Annotated in this window: 18 protein-coding genes and 1 rRNA gene; 12 read left to right on the plus strand and 7 right to left on the minus strand. The window is 60.6% G+C overall.

From position 1 onward, the window contains the following. Both rrf and ACP7D4_RS26145 read left to right on the plus strand, forming a co-directional pair. Positions 1 to 89: ribosomal RNA gene (gene rrf / locus ACP7D4_RS26140) — 5S ribosomal RNA — on the plus strand; the annotation flags it as partial. A 154-nt stretch (positions 90 to 243) separates the two neighbouring features. After that, complete coding sequence (locus ACP7D4_RS26145) at positions 244 to 1,554, plus strand: metallophosphoesterase (RefSeq protein WP_426212233.1); 1,311 nt, start codon at positions 244 to 246, stop codon at positions 1,552 to 1,554. Between the two features lie 324 nt (positions 1,555 to 1,878). Here the strand turns inward: ACP7D4_RS26145 and ACP7D4_RS26150 are convergent, their stop codons facing one another. From ACP7D4_RS26150 to ACP7D4_RS26160, 3 genes are all read right to left on the minus strand, one after another. After that, a complete protein-coding gene (locus ACP7D4_RS26150; protein WP_426107775.1) occupies positions 1,879 to 2,205 on the minus strand; it encodes a C39 family peptidase in 327 nt (108 codons plus the stop codon). After that, positions 2,099 to 2,473: a hypothetical protein gene (locus ACP7D4_RS26155; protein ID WP_426107791.1), complete on the minus strand. Its 375-nt coding sequence runs from the start codon at positions 2,471 to 2,473 to the stop codon at positions 2,099 to 2,101. Before ACP7D4_RS26155 ends, ACP7D4_RS26150 begins: the two co-directional genes overlap by 107 nt. 132 nt (positions 2,474 to 2,605) lie before the next feature. After that, positions 2,606 to 3,190 (minus strand): hypothetical protein, encoded by a 585-nt coding sequence (locus tag ACP7D4_RS26160; protein WP_426212234.1) that lies wholly within the window; start codon positions 3,188 to 3,190, stop codon positions 2,606 to 2,608. Positions 3,191 to 3,316: 126 nt separating this feature from the next. Between ACP7D4_RS26160 and ACP7D4_RS26165 the strand changes: the two genes are divergently transcribed. From ACP7D4_RS26165 to ACP7D4_RS26185, 5 genes are all read left to right on the plus strand, one after another. After that, entirely contained in the window at positions 3,317 to 4,888 is a 1,572-nt protein-coding gene (locus ACP7D4_RS26165; protein ID WP_426212235.1) for an oleate hydratase, read from the plus strand. A 128-nt stretch (positions 4,889 to 5,016) separates the two neighbouring features. Further along, positions 5,017 to 6,435: a circularly permuted type 2 ATP-grasp protein gene (locus ACP7D4_RS26170; RefSeq protein WP_426212237.1), complete on the plus strand. Its 1,419-nt coding sequence runs from the start codon at positions 5,017 to 5,019 to the stop codon at positions 6,433 to 6,435. Continuing rightward, positions 6,435 to 7,385, plus strand: coding sequence for an alpha-E domain-containing protein (locus ACP7D4_RS26175; RefSeq protein WP_426107779.1), 951 nt, complete (start codon positions 6,435 to 6,437; stop codon positions 7,383 to 7,385). Before ACP7D4_RS26170 ends, ACP7D4_RS26175 begins: the two co-directional genes overlap by 1 nt. 1 nt (position 7,386) lies before the next feature. Then, complete coding sequence (locus ACP7D4_RS26180; protein ID WP_426212238.1) at positions 7,387 to 8,196, plus strand: transglutaminase family protein; 810 nt, start codon at positions 7,387 to 7,389, stop codon at positions 8,194 to 8,196. Positions 8,197 to 8,229: 33 nt separating this feature from the next. Continuing rightward, entirely contained in the window at positions 8,230 to 9,105 is an 876-nt protein-coding gene (locus ACP7D4_RS26185; RefSeq protein WP_426107781.1) for a peptidase, read from the plus strand. Positions 9,106 to 9,111: 6 nt separating this feature from the next. Here ACP7D4_RS26185 and ACP7D4_RS26190 read toward each other — a convergent pair whose 3' ends face one another. The 3 genes from ACP7D4_RS26190 to ACP7D4_RS26200 form a co-directional block, all read right to left on the minus strand. Beyond that, a complete protein-coding gene (locus tag ACP7D4_RS26190) occupies positions 9,112 to 10,488 on the minus strand; it encodes a DHA2 family efflux MFS transporter permease subunit (RefSeq protein WP_426107790.1) in 1,377 nt (458 codons plus the stop codon). Between the two features lie 160 nt (positions 10,489 to 10,648). Continuing rightward, positions 10,649 to 12,721, minus strand: coding sequence for a sensor histidine kinase (locus ACP7D4_RS26195; RefSeq protein WP_426212240.1), 2,073 nt, complete (start codon positions 12,719 to 12,721; stop codon positions 10,649 to 10,651). Then, on the minus strand, positions 12,718 to 13,419 hold the full coding sequence (locus ACP7D4_RS26200; RefSeq protein ID WP_426107783.1) for a response regulator transcription factor: 702 nt from the start codon (positions 13,417 to 13,419) through the stop codon (positions 12,718 to 12,720). Before ACP7D4_RS26200 ends, ACP7D4_RS26195 begins: the two co-directional genes overlap by 4 nt. Positions 13,420 to 13,617: 198 nt before the next feature. Here ACP7D4_RS26200 and ACP7D4_RS26205 point away from each other — a divergent pair, with 198 nt between their 5' ends. Continuing rightward, positions 13,618 to 14,865: an SPFH domain-containing protein gene (locus ACP7D4_RS26205; RefSeq protein ID WP_426212241.1), complete on the plus strand. Its 1,248-nt coding sequence runs from the start codon at positions 13,618 to 13,620 to the stop codon at positions 14,863 to 14,865. A gap of 2 nt (positions 14,866 to 14,867) precedes the next feature. Further along, a complete protein-coding gene (locus tag ACP7D4_RS26210; protein WP_426212243.1) occupies positions 14,868 to 16,289 on the plus strand; it encodes a hypothetical protein in 1,422 nt (473 codons plus the stop codon). A gap of 113 nt (positions 16,290 to 16,402) precedes the next feature. Here ACP7D4_RS26210 and rtcR read toward each other — a convergent pair whose 3' ends face one another. Next, positions 16,403 to 18,016 carry an RNA repair transcriptional activator RtcR gene (gene rtcR / locus ACP7D4_RS26215; RefSeq protein WP_426212245.1) on the minus strand — a complete coding sequence of 538 codons (1,614 nt, stop codon included), beginning with the start codon at positions 18,014 to 18,016 and terminating at the stop codon, positions 16,403 to 16,405. A gap of 285 nt (positions 18,017 to 18,301) precedes the next feature. Between rtcR and ACP7D4_RS26220 the strand changes: the two genes are divergently transcribed. The 3 genes from ACP7D4_RS26220 (at position 18,302) to rtcA (ending at position 22,357) form a co-directional block, all read left to right on the plus strand. After that, entirely contained in the window at positions 18,302 to 19,762 is a 1,461-nt protein-coding gene (locus ACP7D4_RS26220; protein WP_426212247.1) for a vWA domain-containing protein, read from the plus strand. Between the two features lie 257 nt (positions 19,763 to 20,019). Continuing rightward, a complete protein-coding gene (locus ACP7D4_RS26225; protein WP_426212248.1) occupies positions 20,020 to 21,255 on the plus strand; it encodes an RtcB family protein in 1,236 nt (411 codons plus the stop codon). A gap of 37 nt (positions 21,256 to 21,292) precedes the next feature. Next, positions 21,293 to 22,357, plus strand: a complete 1,065-nt coding sequence (rtcA, locus tag ACP7D4_RS26230; RefSeq protein WP_426107789.1) for an RNA 3'-terminal phosphate cyclase — start codon at positions 21,293 to 21,295, stop codon at positions 22,355 to 22,357. Positions 22,358 to 22,743: the final 386 nt, after the last annotated feature.

A 22,743-nucleotide genomic window follows, 5' to 3' on the forward strand; every position in this document is an offset into this window, starting at 1 on the left:
CCACCCCTTCCCATCCCGAACAGGACCGTGAAACGATATTACGCCGATGATAGTGCTGCAACCAGTGTGAAAGTAGGTTATCGTCAGGCTAGTTATATTAAAAAACCCCGCAGAAATGTCGGGTTTTTTTTCGTCCGAAATTTGTATGTGCACATGCATACAGTAGAAATAAATGTTGTCAACTTACTCTGAAGGCACGAGCGCCTGCCTATAATCGGTTCCTTGACATGCCTGGGGACGGTAATGAAAGCAAAAAAAAGACGCTTCCTGGCGCGCGCCGCTGTGGCGTTGGTATTGGCGCCCTTGGCCCTGTTTGGGTCGATGCTATTCTTCGCCAAGATTGAGTCGACCAAGTCCGGTGTCCACCAACGCTTGATGCTTCCCTTGTTGGGTATCGCTCACGTCAAGATCCCCATGACCGCCGGAACGGGAGACGCTGCTGCAATTCCCGGCAGGTTCGATGGTCCCGTGGTCAAGATGGGCACGGCCAACAGCTGGTCAGCGAGCTGGTTTTGCGAAAATCGCGTGCTGCGCCAGGCCGGCAGGGGAGAAACCTTGCACATCTCGTGCGCCGGACAGCGCCACACTTTCGCCATCCCCCAGAAAGCCCAGCAAGATGATGCTGTCGTGTCGATGCCGGACAAATTGCTTGTGCTGAGCGATATTGAGGGCAATGCCGCATTTCTGAATAGCGCTTTGAGCAAACTCGGCGTCACCGCTGCAAGTGGCGAATGGAACTTCGGCGCCAATCGGCTGGTGATTGCCGGCGACTCCGTGGATCGCGGGAGCGATGTGTTTGCCGTGTTGTGGCGCCTGCACGGCCTGGCAGCGCAGGCCAGGGCAGCGGGCGGCAGCGTCCATGTTGTGTTGGGCAACCACGAACAATATCTTTTGCGGGGCAACACCGTCAAGATCCATCCCGAGCACCTGTATGCGCTTGAAAAGATGGGTGGTGCCGCGGCCGCGTTTGCGCCGGACACGGTGATCGGCGCATGGCTGCGCGCCCAGCCGGTAGTGGTGAAAGCAGGCCGGGTGGTAGTGACCCACGGCGGAATCAGCTCGCTGGTCGTACAGCAAGGGCTGACGATTGCGCAGCTCAATACGGCGATGCGGCGCTATTGGCGCGGCGAGCTGGTGCCGACGGCTGAACTGGAAGCCGTGCTAGGTTTTAATGGGGTCACACAATACCGCGGCTACTTCAAGGCCGAAGAGGGCAAGTACGCCAAGGCGGGCGATCAGGATGTCGTCGCGGCATTGCGCTCATTCGATGCGGACACGATTGTCGTCGGGCATTCGATCGTCGAGAAAGTAAGCGTCCTGTACGACAAAAAAGTATATGCCATCAACGTCAACAGCAATACGTCCGCGCCCGAGGCGCTGTTGTTTGAAGGCGGTGTGGCGAAAGTCGTTACAGCTGCGCCACGCGCGCTGCCCGAAGAAGAAACCGAGCGCGTAGCGCGCCCGATCAATTTGTTGAACGGCCAGGACTGGCAGACACTGGCCCGGCTCACGCGGCGCACGCGCGAGCTATCAAATTTGCCCTCGCCTTTTTAAACGAAAAAACCCGGTTGCAAAGCTGGTGAACGCGCTCAGTGCAAAAACCCGGTTTTTTTCGTCCGCAGAGTTACCCGGTCAAACCGCAAGCAGGGTTCCCCGTAGGGCGGATGCAATCCGCCATGCTCGCGTCCCGTTACCAACACTGCACGTGTTGAAAGAGAAAACCGCAGAAATAGCGAGTTGTTCGTCCCCAGAAACGTCATGCTCCAGCTGGTCACTGTAACGCATCGATTCCAATGCACTATTGGCATCCGTTCTATGGGTCGCGAGTCGTCGCATCGCCGCTTGCGCGAGGACGATGATGGGGCGAAAATTCCTGCTTCAATTCGCCCGGCCGATATTCATCCGTTGGGTATGCGTCCACCGGTGGTCCGACGCCGCGACCGCCGAACTGTAGGTGCGCCATGTCTGCCCTTCGCCCGGCCATGGATTCATGATGTACACGTAGTTGGTTCCGTTGTACGTCTCGTATCCACGTCCCACCATGATGTGACCGCCGCCATTGGTCCAGCCATAACGGATCACGAACGGGCGGTTGGCATTAATGTCGCTCACCACGCTGGCCCATGAAGAGGCGCTGTTGTACGCGCCATTCGACACGCCCCACGCACTGAGAATGGTTTGCACGCTGCCATTGGTGCCATACATGCTGTTGGGCTGATTCGCATAGCTGTTCCAGTCGAATGTGGTATTTCCACAAGCGTAGTTCAGGCCCGAACGCCCAGTTCACGATCTGGCACTGGCTCTGCGTCTTTGCATAATAATTGAGCACCGCCTTGCTCGACGCCGACCAGCACCACTGGCTATGTTCCTGCGTCACCAGCGGAACACTCAACGTCTTCCATTGCGCCATTGCGGCAGGAATGGCCAGCATCAGCGCGGCGCCCAATACAACCTTGTTCAAAACTTTTTTCATATTCGCTCCTTGAGTGGTTGCCGGCTTAACGCGCTACGGCCATGTTTTGCTTGACCGCGATGCGCAGCGGTGTCAGGAGCTCGGTTTCGTCGAGCAGTTCGCGCCCCCGTTTGCCTGCATCCTTTTGCATCATCAGCGACTCGCGCGCCGAGTGCAGCGGTGCAAAGCGTCCGCGACCGTCCTCGCTGTCCACTTCCAGGAAGTCCGCACGCGCCTGGTAAATGCGCAGGAAACGCAGATTGGACTTGTCGTGTTGCCAAAACGGCCCGCGGCCGCATCCAGGTCCTTGGCCAGTACGGCGGCTCCATAGGCAACGGTTTCGTATCGCCCATTGTTCTTTTCCACGGTCGCCAGGCCGATAGCCTGCTGATTCAAGGTAACGACGAAGCGCCATTCGTTGACTTGCCTGGCCATGCCACGCATGGTGTTGCGGCCGGCGAGCAAATCGGAAGGATCGATGGTGTATACGGAAAAGCCATACGCAATGCGCGCGTCTTTCAACGCTTGCATGTCGGTGACAGCGAGCGGAAAGTCGCCAGGCGCGGCACCTCGCCGGGCCAGCTGATGGGCGACGAACTGTGCGAGATCGCGTTGTGCTGCAGCGAGCGCCTGCGTGGCGGCCGATTTGTTCATTGCTTGCTGCACGGTATTGCCGGTAGCGGCTGAAACAAGTGGACAGACCAACACCAGACAGGCGCCGCTGATCACGGTGGCCACAGTTAGTATTAGTGCAATAACTCTACCGCGCTTCCCGGTATCTCTCGTTCCATGACCTATAGTTGATGCAATGCAGCATGCACCCACGACGAGGTGCTGGGCACTCACTCAGACGACAGGAACCATATGAACAGCAATACCAAGGCCTATTTAGTGGGCGCCGGCATCGGCTCCCTCTCCGCAGCAGCATTCATGATCCGCGACGGGGGCATCCCGGGCGCCAACATCACCATTTTTGAAGCCATGCCACTTCCGGGTGGCAGTCTCGACGGCGGGGGAGATGACCGCGCCGGCTATACCTTGCGCGGCGGGCGCATGCTCACGACCGACAATTACGAGTGCACCTGGGACTTGTTCAAGTCGATTCCCTCGCTGCAGCACCCTGGCCAGTCAGTCTTCGACGAAACCATTGCGTTCAATCTTGAAAATATCCCGGAATCAAAGGCACGCTTGATCGACCGCAACCGATTCAAGGTTGATGTCTCGTCGATGGGGTTCAGCATGACGGACCGGCTGGAGCTGGTGCGCCTGAGCGAGTCCGATGAAGAAACATTGGGCACCAGCAGCATCACCGACTGGCTGTCGCCGGAATTCTTTGAGACCAAGTTCTGGTTCATGTGGGCGACCACGTTCGCATTCCAGCCGTGGCATAGCGCAGTCGAATTCAAGCGCTACCTGCATCGCTTCATGAAGGAATTTTCCCGTATTGAAACGCTGGCCGGGGTCAAGCGCACGGTCTACAACCAGTTCGATTCGCTGGTGCGCCCGCTGCTCGCCTGGCTCAAGGACAAGGGCGTCGTGTTTGTCATGGACTGCACCGTCACGGACCTGGCGATGGCAACCGGCGCCGACGGCAAATGGGTTGTGACCGGCATTGAATGCCAGCGCGAAGGCGCCGTCGAGATGCTGCCGGTGGCGCCGGACGATCTGGTATTTTTCCAGAACGGTTCGATGACCGATGCGTCCAGCTACGGTGCGATGGATCGCCCACCTGCGCACTTGACCAAGAAGGACAGTGGCGGCTGGGCATTGTGGGAAAAACTGTCCCAGGGCCGCCCGGAATTTGGCAACCCGGCCGCCTTCAATTCCAGCATTCCGGAATCGTATTGGGCGTCATTTACCGTCACCTTGAAAGACCCCGTGTTTTTCGACCAGATGGAAAAATTTACAGGCAACCGCGCCGGTACCGGCGGCTTGGTGACGTTCAAGGATTCTAACTGGTTCATGTCGGTCGTGCTGGCCCATCAGCCACACTTTATCGGGCAGCCCGAAGGAACCCAGGTGTTCTGGGGGTATGCGCTGCACCCGGACCGTATCGGCGACTTCGTCGCCAAGCCCATGGCCGAATGCAGTGGCGCGGAAATCTTGCAGGAACTGTGCGGACACCTGAACTTTGACCAGTCGGTGATGGCGAGCGCCACCTGCATTCCTTGCCGCATGCCGTACATCACCAGCATGTTCATGCCGCGCGCCCTGGCCGACCGGCCGCTGCCGGTTCCCCGCAATTCCAACAACCTCGCTTTCGTGAGCCAGTTTGTCGAAATTGCCGACGATGTTGTCTTTACCGTGGAGTACTCGGTGCGCGCGGCGCAGATGGCCGTCTACCAGTTGCTTGACGTGGCGCGCGAAGTGCCGCCCGTCACGCCGCACGACGCGTCGCTCAAGGTCAAGCTGGAGGCGCTGATCAAGGCATTCTGATTGCACGGCGGGCTGCACCAACACCGCTGAATTCTCCCGGTTTTGGTGCGATTCGATTGTTTCCGGCGCGCATCTTGCTGGCACGGTTCTTGTTATACTTATCATGAACCCAACGGAGATACGCTGACATGGTGCATTTTTATAATGAAATGATGGCCGATGAGTCGGCCACATCGGTGCGTGAACACTACCGCGAGTTCGACGCCTGGCTGTGCCGGCAAACGCCCGAACACATCGAACGCAAACGCGCCGAGGCCGACCTGACGTTTCGCCGGGTGGGCATTACCTTTGCAGTGTACGGCGACGATGCCGGCACCGAGCGCCTGATACCGTTTGACACTATTCCGCGCATCATTCCGGCGCATGAATGGCGCGCTTTGCAGGCGGGCCTGGTGCAGCGCGTCAAGGCCTTGAATATGTTCGTGCACGACATTTATCACGACCAGAATATCATCAAGGCCGGCATCATTCCGGCCGAGCAAATCTACAAGAACGCCCAGTACCGTCCGGAAATGCAGGGCATCAATGTTACTTCCAATATCTACGCCCACATTGCCGGCGTCGATATCGTGCGCGCCGGGGCGGGCGAATTCTACGTGCTCGAAGATAATTTGCGCGTGCCTTCCGGCGTGTCGTACATGCTGGAAGACCGCAAGATGATGATGCGGCTGTTCCCTGAACTGTTTGCCCGCAACCGCATCGCGCCGGTCGACCATTATCCGGACATGCTGCTCGAAAACCTGCGCTCGGTGGCGCCGTCCGGCGCTTCCGACCCGACCATTGTCGTCATGACGCCGGGCATGTACAACTCCGCTTACTTCGAGCATGCTTTCCTGGCCCAGCAAATGGGCGTGGAGCTGGTCGAGGGCAAGGATCTGTTTGTCAGCAACAACGCCGTGTACATGCGCACCATCCGCGGCCCATGCCGGGTTGACGTGATTTACCGGCGGATGGACGACAATTTCCTCGACCCGCTCGCTTTCCGCTCCGATTCGGCACTGGGCGTGCCCGGCTTGCTGTCGGTCTACCGCGCCGGGCGCGTGACGCTGGCCAATGCGATCGGTACCGGCGTGGCCGACGACAAGTCGATTTATCCCTTTGTGCCGGACATGATCCGTTTCTACCTGTCCGAGCAAGCACTGCTCAACAACGTGCCCACGTACCAGTGCCGCAAGGCCGAAGACCTCGCTTACACGCTGGCCCACCTGCCCGAACTGGTCGTCAAGGAAGTGCACGGCGCGGGCGGCTACGGCATGCTGGTGGGCCCCGCTTCCACCAAGGCGCAGATCGCGGAGTTTCGCGAACGCCTGATCGCCAAGCCCGACGGCTACATTGCCCAGCCGACCTTGGCGCTGTCATCCTGTCCCACCTATGTTGAAAACGGCATCGCGCCGCGCCACATCGATTTGCGTCCGTTTGTCCTGTCCGGGAAAACCATTTCCATGGTGCCGGGCGGCTTGACGCGGGTGGCGCTGCAAGAAGGCTCGCTGGTGGTCAATTCGTCGCAGGGCGGCGGCACCAAGGATACCTGGATACTGGAGAAATAATGCTCAGCCGAACCGCAGACCACCTGTACTGGATGGCGCGCTACACCGAACGCGCGGAAAACACGGCGCGCATGCTCGACGTGGCGGTGCAGACGTCGATGCTGCCGCAGTCGGCGCAAGAGGCGGACGTCGCCTGGCGTGCCATGCTGAGCATTTCCGAACTCGAGGCAGCGTTCGACGCGCGCTATGACGTGCTCGACCCTAAAACCGTGCTGGCGTTCATGGTGAGCGACCCGGACAATCCATCGTCCATCGCTTCCTGCCTGACCGGTGCGCGGGAAAATGCACGCGCGGTGCGCGGCAAGCTGACCACCGAGGTATGGGAAACCCAGAACACGACCTGGCTCGACATGCAAAAGCGCCTCGAGTCGGGCAATTTCGAGAACGATCCAAGCGAATTTTTCGAATGGGTCAAATACCGTTCGCACCTGTCGCGTGGCGTGACAGTGGGCACCATGCTGACCGACGAGGCGATGTACTTCATTCGCCTGGGCACTTTTTTGGAGCGTGCCGACAACACGGCGCGCATTCTGGACGTCAAGTACCTGGCAGCCAAGGCGAACGAGGACGGCGAGGCATTGAACCAGCGTGACTTTTATTACTGGGCGGCGCTGCTGCGTTCGGTATCGGCCTTTGAAATCTACCGCAAGGTGTACCGCGATGTCATCACGCCGGAACGCGTGGCGGAATTGTTGATGTTGCGCGGCGACATGCCCCGCTCGCTGCTGGCCTGCATGGACCAGGTTGTTGCCAACTTGAAATGGGTGCACAACGACGTGTCGGGCGACACCGAGCGCATGGCCGGCAAGATCCACGCGGAACTACAGTTCGCCCGCATCGACGATATTCTCGCAGCGGGCTTGCACGACACCCTGACCGATTTCATGGAACGCATCTTTGAACTGGGCAACCGGATCAGCCGCGATTTCCTCGTTCCCCTGGCGGCCTGACATGCAATTATCCATTCGTCACGAAACCTCCTACAGCTACACGGTCGCCCAGGCCTACAGCATCCAGCAACTGCACCTGACGCCGCGGGCCGAAGCGCAGCAGCGCGTCTTGTCCTGGCGTATCAGTACGCCGGGAAATTGCCAGGCTTATACCGATGCCTACGGCAATCTGTCGCACATGCTGACGCTCAACGAACCGCACCGGGAAGTGAACATTGTCGTCGAAGGCGTCATCGCCACCGAACTGCTGCCCGGCGCTCGCCTGGCCAACGATGAAAGCTTGTCGCCGCTGATCTTTACGGTCTCCACCCGCCTGACAGAGCCGACCCCGCAGTTGCTCGAGCTGGCGGCGCGCACGCTGCCCAAGGCCGGCGCGCGGGTGGGCACGCCCGACGTGATGAAGCTGGCCGAATACGTTTACGGCGCGGTGGCGTATCAGAGCGGCGCGACCGATGTCTTCAGTACTGCGGGCGAGGCGCTGGTGCTGGGTGCCGGCGTATGCCAGGACCACGCCCACGTGTTTTTATCCTGCTGCCATGCGCATGGCATTCCCGCACGCTATGTTTCTGGCTATATCGATCCGGAGTTCACCGGCCACGCGGCCAGCCACGCCTGGGTCGACGCCTGGGTCGACGACGCCGATTTTTCCGGGTGGATCAGCATTGATGTCACCCACAACCGCTTGATGACGACATCGTACTGCCGGCTGGCCATTGGCCGCGATTACGAGTCGGCCGCCCCGGTGCGCGGCATGCGGCGCGGCGGCGGCCAGGAGGCGATGAGCGTCCATGCGCTGATCGTGCCCGTGTAAAATAGGGCCTTTCCCCTCCATAGAATTACGGCCATGACATATTGTGTAGGCATGCGCCTGAACGCCGGGCTGGTGTTGCTGGCCGATTCGCGCACCAACGCCGGGGTCGACCATGTCGGCACCTTCCGCAAGTTGAGCGTGTTTGAAAATCCGGGCGACCGCGTGATCACCTTGATGACCGCCGGTAATCTGTCGATTTCGCAATCCGTGCGCCAACTGGTGGCCGATCATGTCTGCAAAGATGGCATGACGATCTGGAACGCGCCCAATATGTATGAAGCGGCGCGTATTGTCGGCGAAGCGGTGCGCATCGTCCATACCCGCGACTCGCTCAGGCTGGCGGAGTTCGGCGTCGATTTCAATATTGCGATCATTCTGGCCGGACAGATCCGCGGCGAGCGCTGCCGCCTGTTTCTCATCTACTCGGCGGGCAACTTTATCGAGTCGCACGATGAAAACACCTATTTCCAGATCGGCGAAGCCAAATACGGCAAGCCCATCATCGACCGTGTCGTCACGCCGCTGACCTCGCTCGACGACGCCGCCAAGTGCGCACTCATCTCCATGGATTCCACGCTGCGCTCGAATATTTCGGTGGGCTTGCCGCTGGACTTGCTGGTGTACGAAGATGGCAGCCTGGCTGTGACGCGCTTTGTCACGATCGACGAACGCAATCAGTATTTCCAGATGATCCGCAATAACTGGGGCCATCAACTCAAGGCCGTGTTCGAAGGAATCGATGCGCCCGTATGGGATGCGGCGCCGGAGGCGACCGAGAACGTGCTGTCGTCGACCAATATGCACAGCAAACCTGTACGGGTGGCATTGCCAACCGAGATGGGGCGGGTCGAACCACCTGCACCCTTGCAGTCACTGGCCGAGCAGCCCGCCGGAAACGGGCAGTCCTGAAAGTTGCTACGCCTGGTTGACCGCCGGCGTGCTCTGGTCGCGCGCAATGCCGCGGCTGATGCTCTCGCCGTCGGTGGCGCGCAGGCGCCAGAAGGTCACTGACGACAAGATGGTCATTGCCGAGAGCGCATAAAATGCATGGTGCAGCGCATCGGTCACCATCGGCTGGTTGGTCTGCGGCACCTTGCCCAGGTACCAGGCGGCCACGATGGAACCTGCCGCTAGGCCAAAGCTCATCGACAATTGCTGGAACGAGCTAGACATGGTGCTGGCCATACTGGAATCGGCATCATCGATGTCGGCGTACGCCAGCGAATTCATGCTGGAAAACTGCATCGAGTTGAAGAAACCTTGCATCGCTGAAATCAGCACGATGAGTGCCAGCGGCGTACCCGGCCCGACGAAGGAATACAGGCCGATGGTAGCGCCAATGCACAAGGTATTGACGGTCAGAATCCTGCGGTAGCCAAAGCGTTTGAGCAAGCGCTGCGACACCAGTTTCATGCTCATGGCGGCGAATGCGGCCGGCATCATCAGCAAGCCGGACTTCCAGGCCGGCAATCCGAGGCCGAGCTGATACAGCAGCGGCAGCAGGAAAGGCAGGCCGCCAATGCCCAGCCGCGTGATAAAGCCGCCCGCCACGGAAATGCGGAAGGTGCGCACCCGAAACAGCGCCAGGCGCAGCAGGGGAAATTCCATGCCCCGCTCATGTAGCGCGTAAGCGATCAGCAGGCCGACCGACAGCGCAAACAGGCCGCCCATTGCGCTTGGGGACAGCGTGTGCTCGCCAAAAATTTCCAGCAGCCAGGACATGATCGCCGTCCCCGAACTGAACAGCACCAGGCCGACCACGTCCAGCGGGCGGCGGATGTCGGCCTTGTAGTCGGGCATGTAGCGGTAGACAAGGTACAAGGCCAGCATGCCCACCGGAACATTGACGAAAAAGATGACCCGCCACGACGTCCAGTGCACGATCAGGCCGCCCACGGTCGGGCCCAGCAGCGGGCCGATGAGGGCGGGAATGATGACAAAATTCATGGCGCCGAGCAGCTCGGCCTTGGGAAAGGTGCGGATGATGGTGAGGCGCCCGACCGGCATCATCATCGCGCCGCCCAGGCCCTGCAGCAGGCGCGCGGCGATCAGCATCGGCGTATTCAAGGCCAGGCCGCACAGGACCGAGGCCAGCGTAAAGACCGTGATGGCGACCGCGAACACGCGCTTGGTGCCAAAGCGGTCGGCCATCCAGCCGCTGACGGGAATGCCCACCGCCAGGCTGAGGATGTAGCTCGAGACGATGGACTTCAGGCTCAGCGGCGTGACCTGGAGGTTGGCGGCAATCGCGGGAATCGCCGTATTGACGACGGTGGCGTCGAGCTGTTCCATGAACAAGGCAGCGGCGACCACCCAGGGCAAATACGTTTTGACGGATGCAGTAGACAGGGGCGCCTCGAACTGGTGGTGGAACAGGACAGGATAGTCCAGCTGCCATTATCCTGCTGACGAGCTGTCCATCTGTACTGCAATTCACACTGGCGGCAGTTTGCTAGGCCTGCACCCGCTGCAAGCTGAGCACGAAGCTGACGCCGTCCGCATGGTTCAGCACACTGATAGTGCCGCCCATCTTTGCCATGTAGATCTTGGCCACAAACAAGCCCTGACCGCGGTTGCCTTCCGCGCCCGAGTCCGGCTGGTCCGAGACGCCATACTCGAACACCCGGCTGATCAGCTCGTCGCCGATGGCCGGTCCCTGGTTAAAGATGGTAATCGTGGCCCCGGTTTCAACGGCGGCAAGCGTGAGCGTGATGGGACTGCCGTCGAGCCGGTAACGGGCGGCATTGCGCAGCACGTGGGTGACCACATCTTCGAGGCAATATTCATCCGCGCGCGCGAGGACGGCTTGGCCGCCGCCAATGAAGCACACGTTATCGATGCCGGCGCACGGGGCATTGGCCGCCACGTGTTCGAGAAAGGCCGACAAGTCCAGTTCACCGACCTGCACCACGCTGGCCTGGAACGCTTCGCTGGGCGAGGCGGAGCCATACAACACGCGGATTGCCTGTTGCATGCGCGCGAGATAGCGCCTGCTCTGGCCGTCGGCGTCGGCATGCAAGGCCAGCAGCGATTGCAGCGGCGACATGATTTCATGACCCACCGCGTGCCACATGTCGCGCTCCTGCTCTGCGCGGATCGTGTCGCGCTCGACATCTTCGCGCACCCGGCGCAGCAAGTCGTGCAGGCAACTGGCGAGCACGCCCAACTCATCTTCGCCGCGCAAGTCCGACAGGTCGAATTCGTCGGCCGCACCGGTGCCCTTGACCGTCTTGGCGACCGAATCGGCACGCCGGATCAGCACGCGGATGCGGCTGATGACGCCGATCTCAATCACCAGCCACGCCAGCAACAGGGCCAGCAGCATACCGCCCACGTACCACGACAGGCGCCTGGCCACCACGCTCAGGTTCTTGCTGACGCTGCGCACGTCGCCGCCGAGCGTGACCTGGTAGCGGCCGGACGGGATGGAAATGGTTTCCGTGGCCGTCAGCGGCGCGTCGTAGGCGTCGACCGGCAAGCGGCGGATCAGGCTGGTGAGCAAGCGCCACGTCGGCTCTGCCTGCAGGTCGGCGCCAGTCAGCGCGATCAGTGGCGGCCCGCCGGCCTTTTGGATGCTTAATGTTTCACCGGGCAGCAGCGCGGCCTTGAGGTCGGTCAGGGAAAACGGCCGCACGGTGCTGTCGCTGGCGCTGTCCAACAGTGCAGGACCGGTGCCGGGCGCCAGCACCTTGACGCTGACGGCAATGTGGTCCAGGTCGGCCGGCGGCCAGACCGGGCGCTTGCCATCGAACAGGGCGTCGCGCAGCAAGCCGACTGGCAGGCGCAGCGAGAAAAATGCATTGTGCAGACAGGCGCCGTTCGCTTGTGCCGGGGCGCCGGGGTTGCAGTCGGCGCTTTGCCAGATCCAGCCGCGGAAATCCTTTACCGGGTTCATTTTGCGGTAGCCGTGGTCGCTTGCCCGAAAGCCGGTCAGGCGCCCGCGCATGCCGGTTTCGCTGCGGCGCGCAGCGTTCTCCGGCGACTCTTCAAAGGGCGCGATCCAGTCGTATTGCTGGCCGCGCATCTTGACGCTGACCAGCACCCGGTGCGACTGGTTCAGAATTTCGTCGCCGGTCTTGTGGGACACCAGCGCCGTGCCGTCAAAGCTGCCGGCCACATAGATAAAGCCGCCGGCCCAGGCATTGGTGCCCACGCCCACGCACAAGTTGCCGCTGCTGCCGTACTGGACCAGGCAGCCGGAGAGCGCGATCGCTTGCTGCACCTTGTTCTGGTCGTCGAAGTCGAGCGAGCCGAAGGGCAGCAGCACCGGATGCAAGGCGGTGGCGGGGGCGTCGCTGCGGAGCGGATTGAGCAGCGCGAGTTGCCCGGTCGGGTGGCGCAGCGTGGCGGCAATGTGCTGCGCATTTTTTTGAAAGCCTGCGGCGTAGCTGTTGTAGCTGAGCTGCTTTTCCTGCTGCAGTACCGATACCGCCAGGCCCAGCGTGGCCAGTGCGAGCAGCAAGAATGCGGCCCGCAGCAAGATGCGCAGGCGGTAGGGAACGACGCGCATGAAACGCACGCTCATGCCTGGCGCGCCACCCAGCGAAAGCCGCGCATGGGCACGTTTTCGACGCCTTCGAAAGTGGGGTCGATTTCGCGAAAGGCGTCGCGGATGGTGCTCACGTGCTTGCGGATATTGTCGCGGTTGCGCCCGCTCTTGACGACCTCGTACAGCTCGTCGTACGAGACTACCTCGCCCTTGCGCGCGAACAGTGCGGCCAGGATGCGCTGGGCCGTCAGCGGCAGGTTGATGCGCTGGCCGCGCCAGGTCGGATTGCGCTGGCGCAGCGGGTCAATCTCCAGTTCCTTGCCAGGCGCTTTTTTCTCGCTGGCGATGGCGGCCCGTTCTTTCACGGCGCGCAAAATTTCCAGGAAAGTATCGATGAAGTCCGATTCCTCGAACGTGGCCTTTTGCAAGTAATCCCAGGCATCAAGCGCTTTCATGATGCTGCGGTAAATCGTGGCCGGCATGGCCGACACCACCAGCACCGGCGTCGCATATTTTTTATTGATGGCGTTGATGATCGCCACGCCCGCATGGCGCTCGCGCCCCAGTTCAATGTCGAGCACGATCAAGTCGTAGCGCTCGCGCGCGATGGCGCTTTCCGCCTCGTCGCGGCTGAACCACTGGTCGACCGTGATGCCGGGACTGGCCGACGCGATCCATGCCGCGAGCTGGTTGCTTGTCGGCAGGTCGTCTTCAATGACAGCCACTCTGGCCATGGTGGTTCTCTCCTGATGGGAAGACCCGAGTATCCACGTTTTCCCGGCAAAAGTCATACAACTGCTGTGAGCATTTACTCACGCGCGGGTGGGTTCTGCCCCGGCCCGGCCATTGTTACTTCCGCATCGGTGGCGCCACCATGCAGTACCGGGAGACGCACTTCATGCCGAACCGGCCCCACTTACAAGGTGAATCACATGTCGCAGCGGATCAAGATCATGGTGCAAGCTGTACGTTCCTCGCTGGCGCGCGGCGCCGGCAGGGTGGCCGCGACGTTTCGCAGCGGCGCCCAAGGGGCCGGCAAGTTGCGGCTGGGACGCATCGGCCTGTTGCTGGGCGTGGTGGGCGGGGCCGGCTACCTGATGTTCGCCCACCCGCCGGTGCATACCGTGGCGCCAGGCTATATCGGCGTGCGCGTCAACCAGTTGACCGGATCGAGCAGCACGGTGCGCGAAGGCGCGCTGTGGGTGCTACCCGGCGTGCACAGCCTGCGCGAGCTGACGCTGTTCGACCAGGTGTACCGCCCGGCAAGCAAGGATGACGCGCCGTTCCAGTCGATGGAAGGGCTGGCGCTGGGGGTGGACTTGTCGGTGCGCTACGCGCTCGATCCGGCGCGCATGGCGGCGATCGCCAAAACGCTGCCGCCTGACATCAACGGCAGCGTCGTCGAGCCGGCGGTGCAGGGCGTGATCTACAAGGTGTTCACCCGCTATACGGTGCGCGAAATTTTTTCTTCCAAGCGCGCCGAGATCCAGCAATTGATTGAAGCCGAACTCAAACCCAAGCTGGCCGGCGACGGCATCCTGTTGCGCGGTGTGACGATCGGCAAGATCAGCTTGCCGCAGGAATACAAGGCAGGCATGGAAAAACTGCTGGCCGAGGAACTGGAAACCCAGAAAATGCGCTACACGCTGGAATTGAAGGAGAAAATGGTCAAGCAGAGCGAACTGGAAGCGGACGCCGCCAAGATCACCCGCGAAAAGGCGGCGGAAGCGGCGGGCAACGAGCAGATCATCGCCGCCCGCGCCCAGGAACAAGCCATGAAGCATGTGCTCCCGTTCAAGGAAAAGCAGATTGCGCAGCGCCAGCTGGAAGCGGAGGCCGACAAGGTCTCGCGCATCAGGATGTCCGAAGGCGCGGCCCAGGCGCGCGTGATTGAGGCCGCCGGCGAAGCCGACTCGCGCCGCAAGCTGGCGGACGCCGAGGCCTATCGCCAGGACTTGATCGGCAAGGTCACCACCACGCAAATGGCGCGTGAAGGCGCGCTGCTCTCGCAACACCCCTTGCTGATCCAGAAAACCATGGCCGATAAATTGTCGGACAAGGTGTCGGTGATCATCGCGCCGGCGCCGACCGATGGCGGATTCATTGGGGCCGCCTTGCTTGGGACGCAAAAAATTGCCGCAGTGGCTCCCGTGGAAGTCGTTGCAGCGAAGGAAGAATAATCATGCCAGGCACATTATTGGTGGCAGCGGCAATCGCCTCGATGGCGATCGTGACCCAGGACCAGGCGTCGCTGCGCGCCGCGCCCAAGGATGCGGCGCAACAGCAGGCGGTGGTGTGGCAAGGGGACAGCCTTGAAATTCGCGGCGAAATGATGGATTACCTGCAAGTGTACGATCACGTGCGCGAACGTGCCGGATACATTCGCGCCTCGCAGGTGCGCAAAATATCGCTGCAGCCCGGTGAGGCCGGCGAACTATTGGCGGTGGTGCGCTTTCTAAAGGATACGCCGGGTGCCGAAGCGCTGGGCATTGCCTACACGGCGGCGTTCCTGAAGGCAGCGCCGGCCAATGCCATTGGTCCGGAAGCGTTCGACGCGCTGGGCGGCATGGCCGAGCGGCTCGCCAGGCGCGCCTCGGCCAAGCAGGGAAAGCAGGGTATGCAGGACGTGGCGCTGGCGGCGCACATGGAAGTGGTAAAGAACTACGGCGTGGTGCTGCGCGGCTATGAGAGCGATGGCCGCATCCAGCTGTGCTACAACGGTGACGCTTACCGGCGCGTGCTGGCGCTAAAGGCCGAGCCGCGCCAGCAGGCCAAGGCGGCGCTGGGGCTGACGCGCCAGGAATGCCTGGATCCGGCCCAGCGCCCGGGCGAGCGCGACGCTGCCGACCAGTGGCGCGCCGATGTGCTGGACAAGGTCGCGCTGCAAGATTTGCCGCCGCACATCAAAAATCGCGTGTATATGCGGCGCGCGGCGGTCTGGTCGAGTGTGGCTTTTGAGCGGGCGCGCAGGCATCAGCCGTCGCAAGAGGCCGCTATTCGCGCGCTTGATGCGCTCGGCAGCGTCAGCAAGATCGACCTGGCAGACGAGGACGCTTCAGCGTATGCCGACGCAGGCGTGCGCGCGGGCAGTGTGCGCTGGGCAGCGGAAAGCTCGGTGGCGCCTGGTGCGCTCTTGTCGGTGCAGGTCCGGCCCGGGCAGCCGGGAGAAAGCTGTGTTTCCTTGCATGCAAAAGCGGGCGCCCCTGCCTTGGCGACGCGCTGTACCTACGGCATTGTTTGGCCTGCATCGGCACGCAGCAATGCACAGGGAACGGCGCTGGCGCTGGCAGTCCAGCCGATGGCCGCGTGGCGCGAGTTGTGGGTGTTCCACAAGGTGGCGACCGGGTGGGCGATTGATGTGTTGCCGCCGGCGGCGGTCGATCCCGACATCGGCTATGCGGAGTTTGCCGGTTGGGTGCCGGGCGCGGCCAAAATGCTGGTGGTGCGCGAGGCGCGCGTGGAAGGGCGGTTCAAGCGCAGTTTCGAGGTTGTGAACCTGGAAACGCTGGCGGTGGAAAATGGCGCAGACAAGCCCGGGTCGCTCAGCTTGTTTCACCGCTGGCAAGATCCGACGTGGAAACGCCAGACGCTGAGCCTGCGGTGAGGGCGGTCATGCGCACTGGTCCCCGGCGCGGGCGCAGCGTGCCTGAAACATTCTCGGCGCGCTTTGGGTGCCGGCGCAGCAAGGGGCAGCGAGCGTACCGAAGGCGGCGCGAGCTAAGGTGAACTGTTGGTGACCTGGTCCCAGTTCACGTCAAATCGCGCCAGGAACTTTTTCAGGCGATCCGCATCATTCGGTTTGCTCTTGGCATCGCGCGACACGCCGTACAGCTTGCGGCCGGCGTCCGAGAGCGACTTCGATTGCCGGCATACGGCGATCACGGCGCCAAGTTGCAGCGCATCGAACAGGTCGAGGCTTGCCACGGCTTCCTGGCCGATCACGTCGGCCAGGTCCATTCCGCCGCCATCTGACGGCAAATTGTGGTGGCGCCACAGACGCTGTAGGCGGGTGGTCTCGTCGGCGACGATCGATTCGGTAATGCCGCCCGCTTCGGCCAGCGTGGCCATGCGCGTGACCGAGGCCGACAGGTCGCGAAAGTTCCCCATCCATAGTGCTTGCGGCGACATCGCGAACCGCATGTAGTTTGCGCGCGCCTCCTTGTTAAAGCGCACCATCTGACCATTTTCTTCGCTGAAGCGCGCCAGCAAATAGGCCAGATTGGGCTCAATGTCTTCTGGCCGCTCGCGCAGGCCCGGCAGCGCGTAGGTCCACAAGTTGATGCGGGCATACAAGTCTTCGCGGAAACGGCCCGCCACCACTTCCCGGGCCAGGTCGAGATTGGTGCCGGCAATGAGCTGGAAGTCGCTTTGCACTTCGTTGTCGCTGCCGACGGGGAAAAAACGCTTTTCTTCGACCGCCTTGAGCAGCATGGCTTGCTCGTCCGGGCCGAGTTCGCCGATTTCATCGAGGAACAGCAGCCCCTTGTGCGCCGTGCGGAGCAAACCCGGCCGGTCCGACGCGGCGCCCGTGAATGATCCCTTGATGTGGCCAAACAGCGTTGAAGCAGCGCCATCGCCATGCAAAGTGGCGCAGTTGAGTTCGACAAACTTGCCGTCGAGCTGGTGGCGCGCCTTTTTCAGGTCGTAAATGCGGCGCGCCAGGAATGACTTGCCGGCGCCGGTCGGGCCCATCAGCAACATGGGCGCTTTTGACTTGATGGCAACGCGCTCGATTTCCTCGATCATGGTATTGAAGCGGTCGTTGCGCGTGGCGATGCCGGACTTGAGGAAATCCACGCCTTCGGCTTGCTCGCGCGAAAAGCGCTGGGCGATCTGGTCGTAGCGGGACAGGTCCAGGTCGATCAGTGCATACGTGCCGCTTTGGCCTTCGCCTTGCCGTTTCGGTGGCGAGGTCTGGACCAAGCGGCCCGGGAAAAAGCGCGCCTCGGTCATCAGGAACATGCAGATCTGCACCACGTGGGTACCAGTGGTGATGTGGATCCAGTAATCCTCGTTGTCCGGATCGAAAGGGTAGGACTTGGCGAAGTCAAACAAAGTGCCGTAGACGTCCTCGAAATCCCAGGCGTTGTCGATATGCAGCGCATGCGGAATCACGGACGTTTCCGGCGACACCGAGGCAATATCTTGGCTGACCTGCTGGATCAGGCTGTCAACACTGCCGTTATACAGCAGCTCGATGCGGTCGATGATGACGTCATCCTGCTGGGTCAGCGCGACAGTCGGCCGCCAGCGCTCCCAGCGGCCGCTGCCTTTGCCACTGTCGAGCTGGGTGCCGACGAAACCGATGACGACGATGCGTTTCTTTTTCATTTTGTATAAATGTTTATATTTAAAAATAATTATAGCGCAAGCATGCGCTTTTCCGTCCATGACCGCCATGGTGGGCATTTGGTCAACATAATCATAGTTATCAATGGCTTACGCCGTTGCGGATCTACTGTGGCGCGACCTGGCACACCACTTGCAATAGGAGTCATACAAACAGAATAAAAAGAGGAAAAGAAAATGGCAAATGCCCAGTTGTTCCAGTCAGTAATCGGCAAGTTCGTACCGGTCGCGGATACCGTCAACGCAGCGCAGGCCCCGGCCTACGCCATGTCGCCGCGCCACCAGCTGGCGCAGTACGCCGCCACTGGATGCCTGAACGCCACGTACTACGCGAATGCCGAGGCGCAACTGGCAAGCGTGTTGCAATTGTGCGAGCAAGTCGATGCAGCGTTTATCGCCCAGGCGGCCGTCTACTGCCGCGAACGTGGTTACATGAAGGACATGCCCGCCTTGCTGGCGGTGGTGCTTGCCGGCAAAGGCGCGGCTGAACTGGCGCCGGCCTTCCGCCGTGTCATCAACAATGGGAAGATGTTGCGCAACTTCGTGCAGATGACCCGTTCGGGGACGGTGGGCCGCAAGTCACTGGGCACGCGTCCAAAAAAGCTGGTGCAACAGTGGTTGAACAATGCAACGCAAGCGCAGTTGCTGTCAGCGTCGGTGGGGACCGCGCCATCGCTGGCGGACGTGGTGAAGATGGTGCACCCAAAACCCGCTGATGCTTGGCGAGCGGCATTTTTTGCCTGGTTGATCGGCAAGCCCTTCGATGCGGATGCATTGCCGCCGCAGTTGAGGGCGTTTGAAGCGTACAAGTCGGACCGCACGCAGCCTTTGCCGGACGTACCGTTTCAAATGTTGACATCGCTGGAGTTGTCCACTGGGGATTGGGCGCAAATTGCGCGGCAAGGAAGCTGGCAAATGGTGCGGATGAACCTGAACACTTTCGGACGGCATGGCGTGTACAGGGTTCCCGGCATGATTGGCCTGATCGCGGCAAAACTGCGCGATGCAGAAGTCATTGCAAAGGCGCACGTGTTTCCTTACCAGTTGATGGCAGCTTTTAAAGCGGCATCGGATGAGGTGCCGCGCAAAATTCGCAACGCATTGGAAGACGCGCTGGAGATTGCGCTGTCTAACGTGCCGGAGATTGAAGGCCGCGTGGTGGTTTGCCCGGATGTATCGGGTTCGATGGGTTCGCCCGTATCCGGCTATCGTGGTTCGGCAACGTCGGCCATGCGCTGTATCGACGTGGCGGCCCTGGTCGCTGCAGCGATGTTGCGCAAGAACCCGGGGGCGATGGTGATCCCATTTGCCGGCGATGTCGTGCGGTGCGATTTGAACCCGCGCGATACCGTGATGACCAATGCCCAGAAACTGGCGGCACTGGGCGGCGGCGCAACGAGCTGCAGCGCACCGCTGGCGCTGATGGTCAAGAACAAGGTCAAGGCAAACTTGGTGGTATTTGTGTCCGACAATGAATCGTGGATCGATGCCCCGCACGGCATGACCGCGACGATGCAGCGCTGGAATGAGTTCAAAGTCATCAATCCGCAGGCGCGCCTGGTGTGTGTCGATTGCACGCCGAACGCGACCAGCCAGGCGACTGAGCGTGAAGACGTGCTGAACATTGGTGGTTTTTCCGACGATGTTTTCAGAATCGTCGCCGCGTTCGCCGCCGGCCAGTTGGGCGCACAGCATTGGGTCGGGGAGATTGAAGCGGTCGACATGTAGTACGCCGTCCCTTGTCATTATATTTTTAGCAGTCCCGTTTTTGAGCCTGGCAGGAATGCCGGTGTGATTACACTCCAAAATTGTTCACATCACACCAATTTCTTGTCCTGCCGTGGCTCGAATTATTTCGATGAATGCCGGTGGAAATACATTGGTAGGAGAACGCCGGATGCAAGTCCGGCGCACCGGTTCGAATCCGGCACGCTCCATTTTTTCACCATTCTAGTCATCACCCTTATTGAGCAGAGAAAAACTACATGAAAAACGAAAACTACGACGTCATGAATATTGAAGGCGGCACCCACGTAAAAATGTGGACCCAGGGTGTGCCGGTGGAAGACGTCGCGAAAGCGCAACTGTCCAATACCGCCAAGATGCCATTTATCTACAAGCACATTGCGGTCATGCCTGACGTCCACTTGGGAAAAGGTTCGACCATCGGCAGCGTGGTGCCGACCCTGGGTGCGGTGATCCCGGCGGCGGTGGGCGTGGATATTGGATGCGGCATGATGGCGGCCAAAACCACGCTGTGCGCGAGCGACCTGCCAGATAGCCTGAGCAAGCTGCGTTCTGCCATCGAGCGCGCCATTCCGCACGGGATGTCGCCGAAAACGCGTGGTTTCCGCGGCCGCGATGAAGGGTCCTGGAACACGCCGCCGGCGCCGGTCGATGCGGCCTGGGCATTGTTGAAGGATGAATTTGATGCGATCTGCCTGAAGACGCCGAAGCTGAAAAACACGAACAACTATCGCCACCTGGGAACGCTGGGTGGCGGTAATCACTTCGTTGAAGTGTGCCTCGACGAAGTAGGCTTCGTGTGGTTCATGCTGCACTCCGGCTCGCGTGGCGTGGGTAATGCCATCGGTACCTACTTTATTGAACTGGCCAAGCAGGATATGCGCCGCCACTTCATTAATCTCCCCGACCAGGATCTGGCTTACCTGGCCGCAGGGACCGAGCATTACAACGATTATGTCGAAGCGGTGAGCTGGGCGCAGAAGTTTGCACGGATGAATCGTGAAGTCATGATGACGAATCTGATTGCCGCCGTCCGTACCGTCATTACCAAGCCGTTCGACACGCACGTCGAGGCGGTCAATTGCCACCACAATTATGTGCAGAAGGAGCACCACTTCGGCAAGGATGTACTGGTGACGCGTAAAGGCGCGGTATCGGCGCGTGCCGGTGAACTGGGCATCATTCCCGGTTCAATGGGTGCAAAAAGCTTTATTGTGCGTGGCAAAGGTAACGCAGACAGTTTTCACAGCTGCAGCCACGGCGCCGGACGTACCATGAGCCGCACCGAAGCCAAGCGCCGCTTCACGCTGGCCGACCAGATCAAGGCGACCGAGGGCGTGGAATGCCGCAAGGATGCAAATGTGATCGACGAGATTCCGATGGCGTACAAGGATATCGACGCCGTCATGCACGCACAGCGCGACCTGGTCGATGTGGTGCATATTTTGAAGCAGGTGGTGTGCGTCAAGGGATGACGCGTGCCACATTAAAACAACAAGAAAGAGAAGCAGTATGTTGATTGAACTCGATGGCGCCACCGGTGAAGGTGGCGGACAAATCTTGCGCAGTGCCCTGACTCTGTCGATGATTACAGGGAAGCCGTTTCGCATCACGCAGATTCGCGCCAACCGTTCCAAGCCGGGGCTGATGCGCCAGCATTTGGTGGCGGTGCAGTCGGCCGCGGCGATCAGCGATGCCGTAGTCACCGACGCCCAAGTCGGTTCCACCGAATTGACGTTTTCGCCCAAGCGCATCAAGGCGGGCGACTACCAGTTTGCCATTGGCACGGCCGGAAGCTGCACGCTGGTGTTGCAGACGCTGCTGCTGGCGCTGGTGCACGCGGACGGCCCGTCGACGGTGCGCATCAGCGGGGGCACGCATAACGGCATGGCGCCGCCGGCGCATTTTCTGCAGCGCGCGTACGTCCGCGTGTTAAAGGCGATGGGCGCATCGGTGGATATTGAACTGGTGCGCACCGGGTTCTATCCGGCGGGCGGCGGCGTGATGATCGCGACCGTTGCGCCGTGCGTGCAGTTGCAGCAGATATCGCTGATGGAACCCGGCAAGCGCGTTGCAGGTTTTGCCGAGGCGCTCATTGCTGGCGTTCCACTGAACGTCGCCACCCGCGAGCTGGAAGTAGTGGGCATGGGGATGGGCTGGGAAGAGTCGCAATTGCGGGTACGCGGCTTGCCGGGCGACCAGGGACCGGGCAACGCACTGATGATCACGCTGGAATCGGAATATGTTACCGACGTATTCACGGCGCTTGGCGAAAAAGCCGTGCGCGCCGAGAGCGTTGCCAAAAGCGTGCTGAACGAGGCGCGTCGCTATATTGCATCCGGCGCGGCGGTGGGCGAGCATCTGGCAGACCAGTTACTGCTTCCGATGGCGCTGGCGGGCGGCGGGCGTTTCACGGCCCAGACAATATCGCAGCATGCCATCACAAATGCCGAAGTGATCGCGCGCTTCCTGCCGGTCCACATCACTTTCGCAAGGGATGCTGATGGCGTGGGTCGCGCTGAACGGCACATTGTTACCGTCAGCGGCCGTGGTGAAAGTGGCGGGCAGTTTAAATAGGCCTTGCCGGGCGCGGGAGCCTTTGCTATAGTCTGCCTCCCGCTGAAAAGCAGCGTGTCTTTCACAAGGCGTGCAGGGTGTCTCAAACGAGGCAACGCAGTAAAATAGAGGTTGACGAAAAACGCGAAACGCTGCATAATCTCACCTCTCTGCTGCTTACGAACAAAACGCTTCGTAGGGCACGGAAGGCAGTACCGAATAGCTCTTTAAAAATTAACAGTCGATAAGTGTGGGCGTTTGATGAAGGTGCCAACGAGGCGTAAGCCGAGTTGAATACTTAAATTATCAAATGTTCACAAAGAAGAAATATAGGCGCTTCGCAAGAAGTGGCCTGTCAGTATTTTGAGTGAGCGATCTGTCCGCAAGGACATTAAACAGAGATTGAA

Origin of the sequence: Massilia sp. TWP1-3-3 (assembly GCF_049897805.1) — a bacterium.
Taxonomy (GTDB): Bacteria; Pseudomonadota; Gammaproteobacteria; order Burkholderiales; family Burkholderiaceae_D; genus Telluria_A.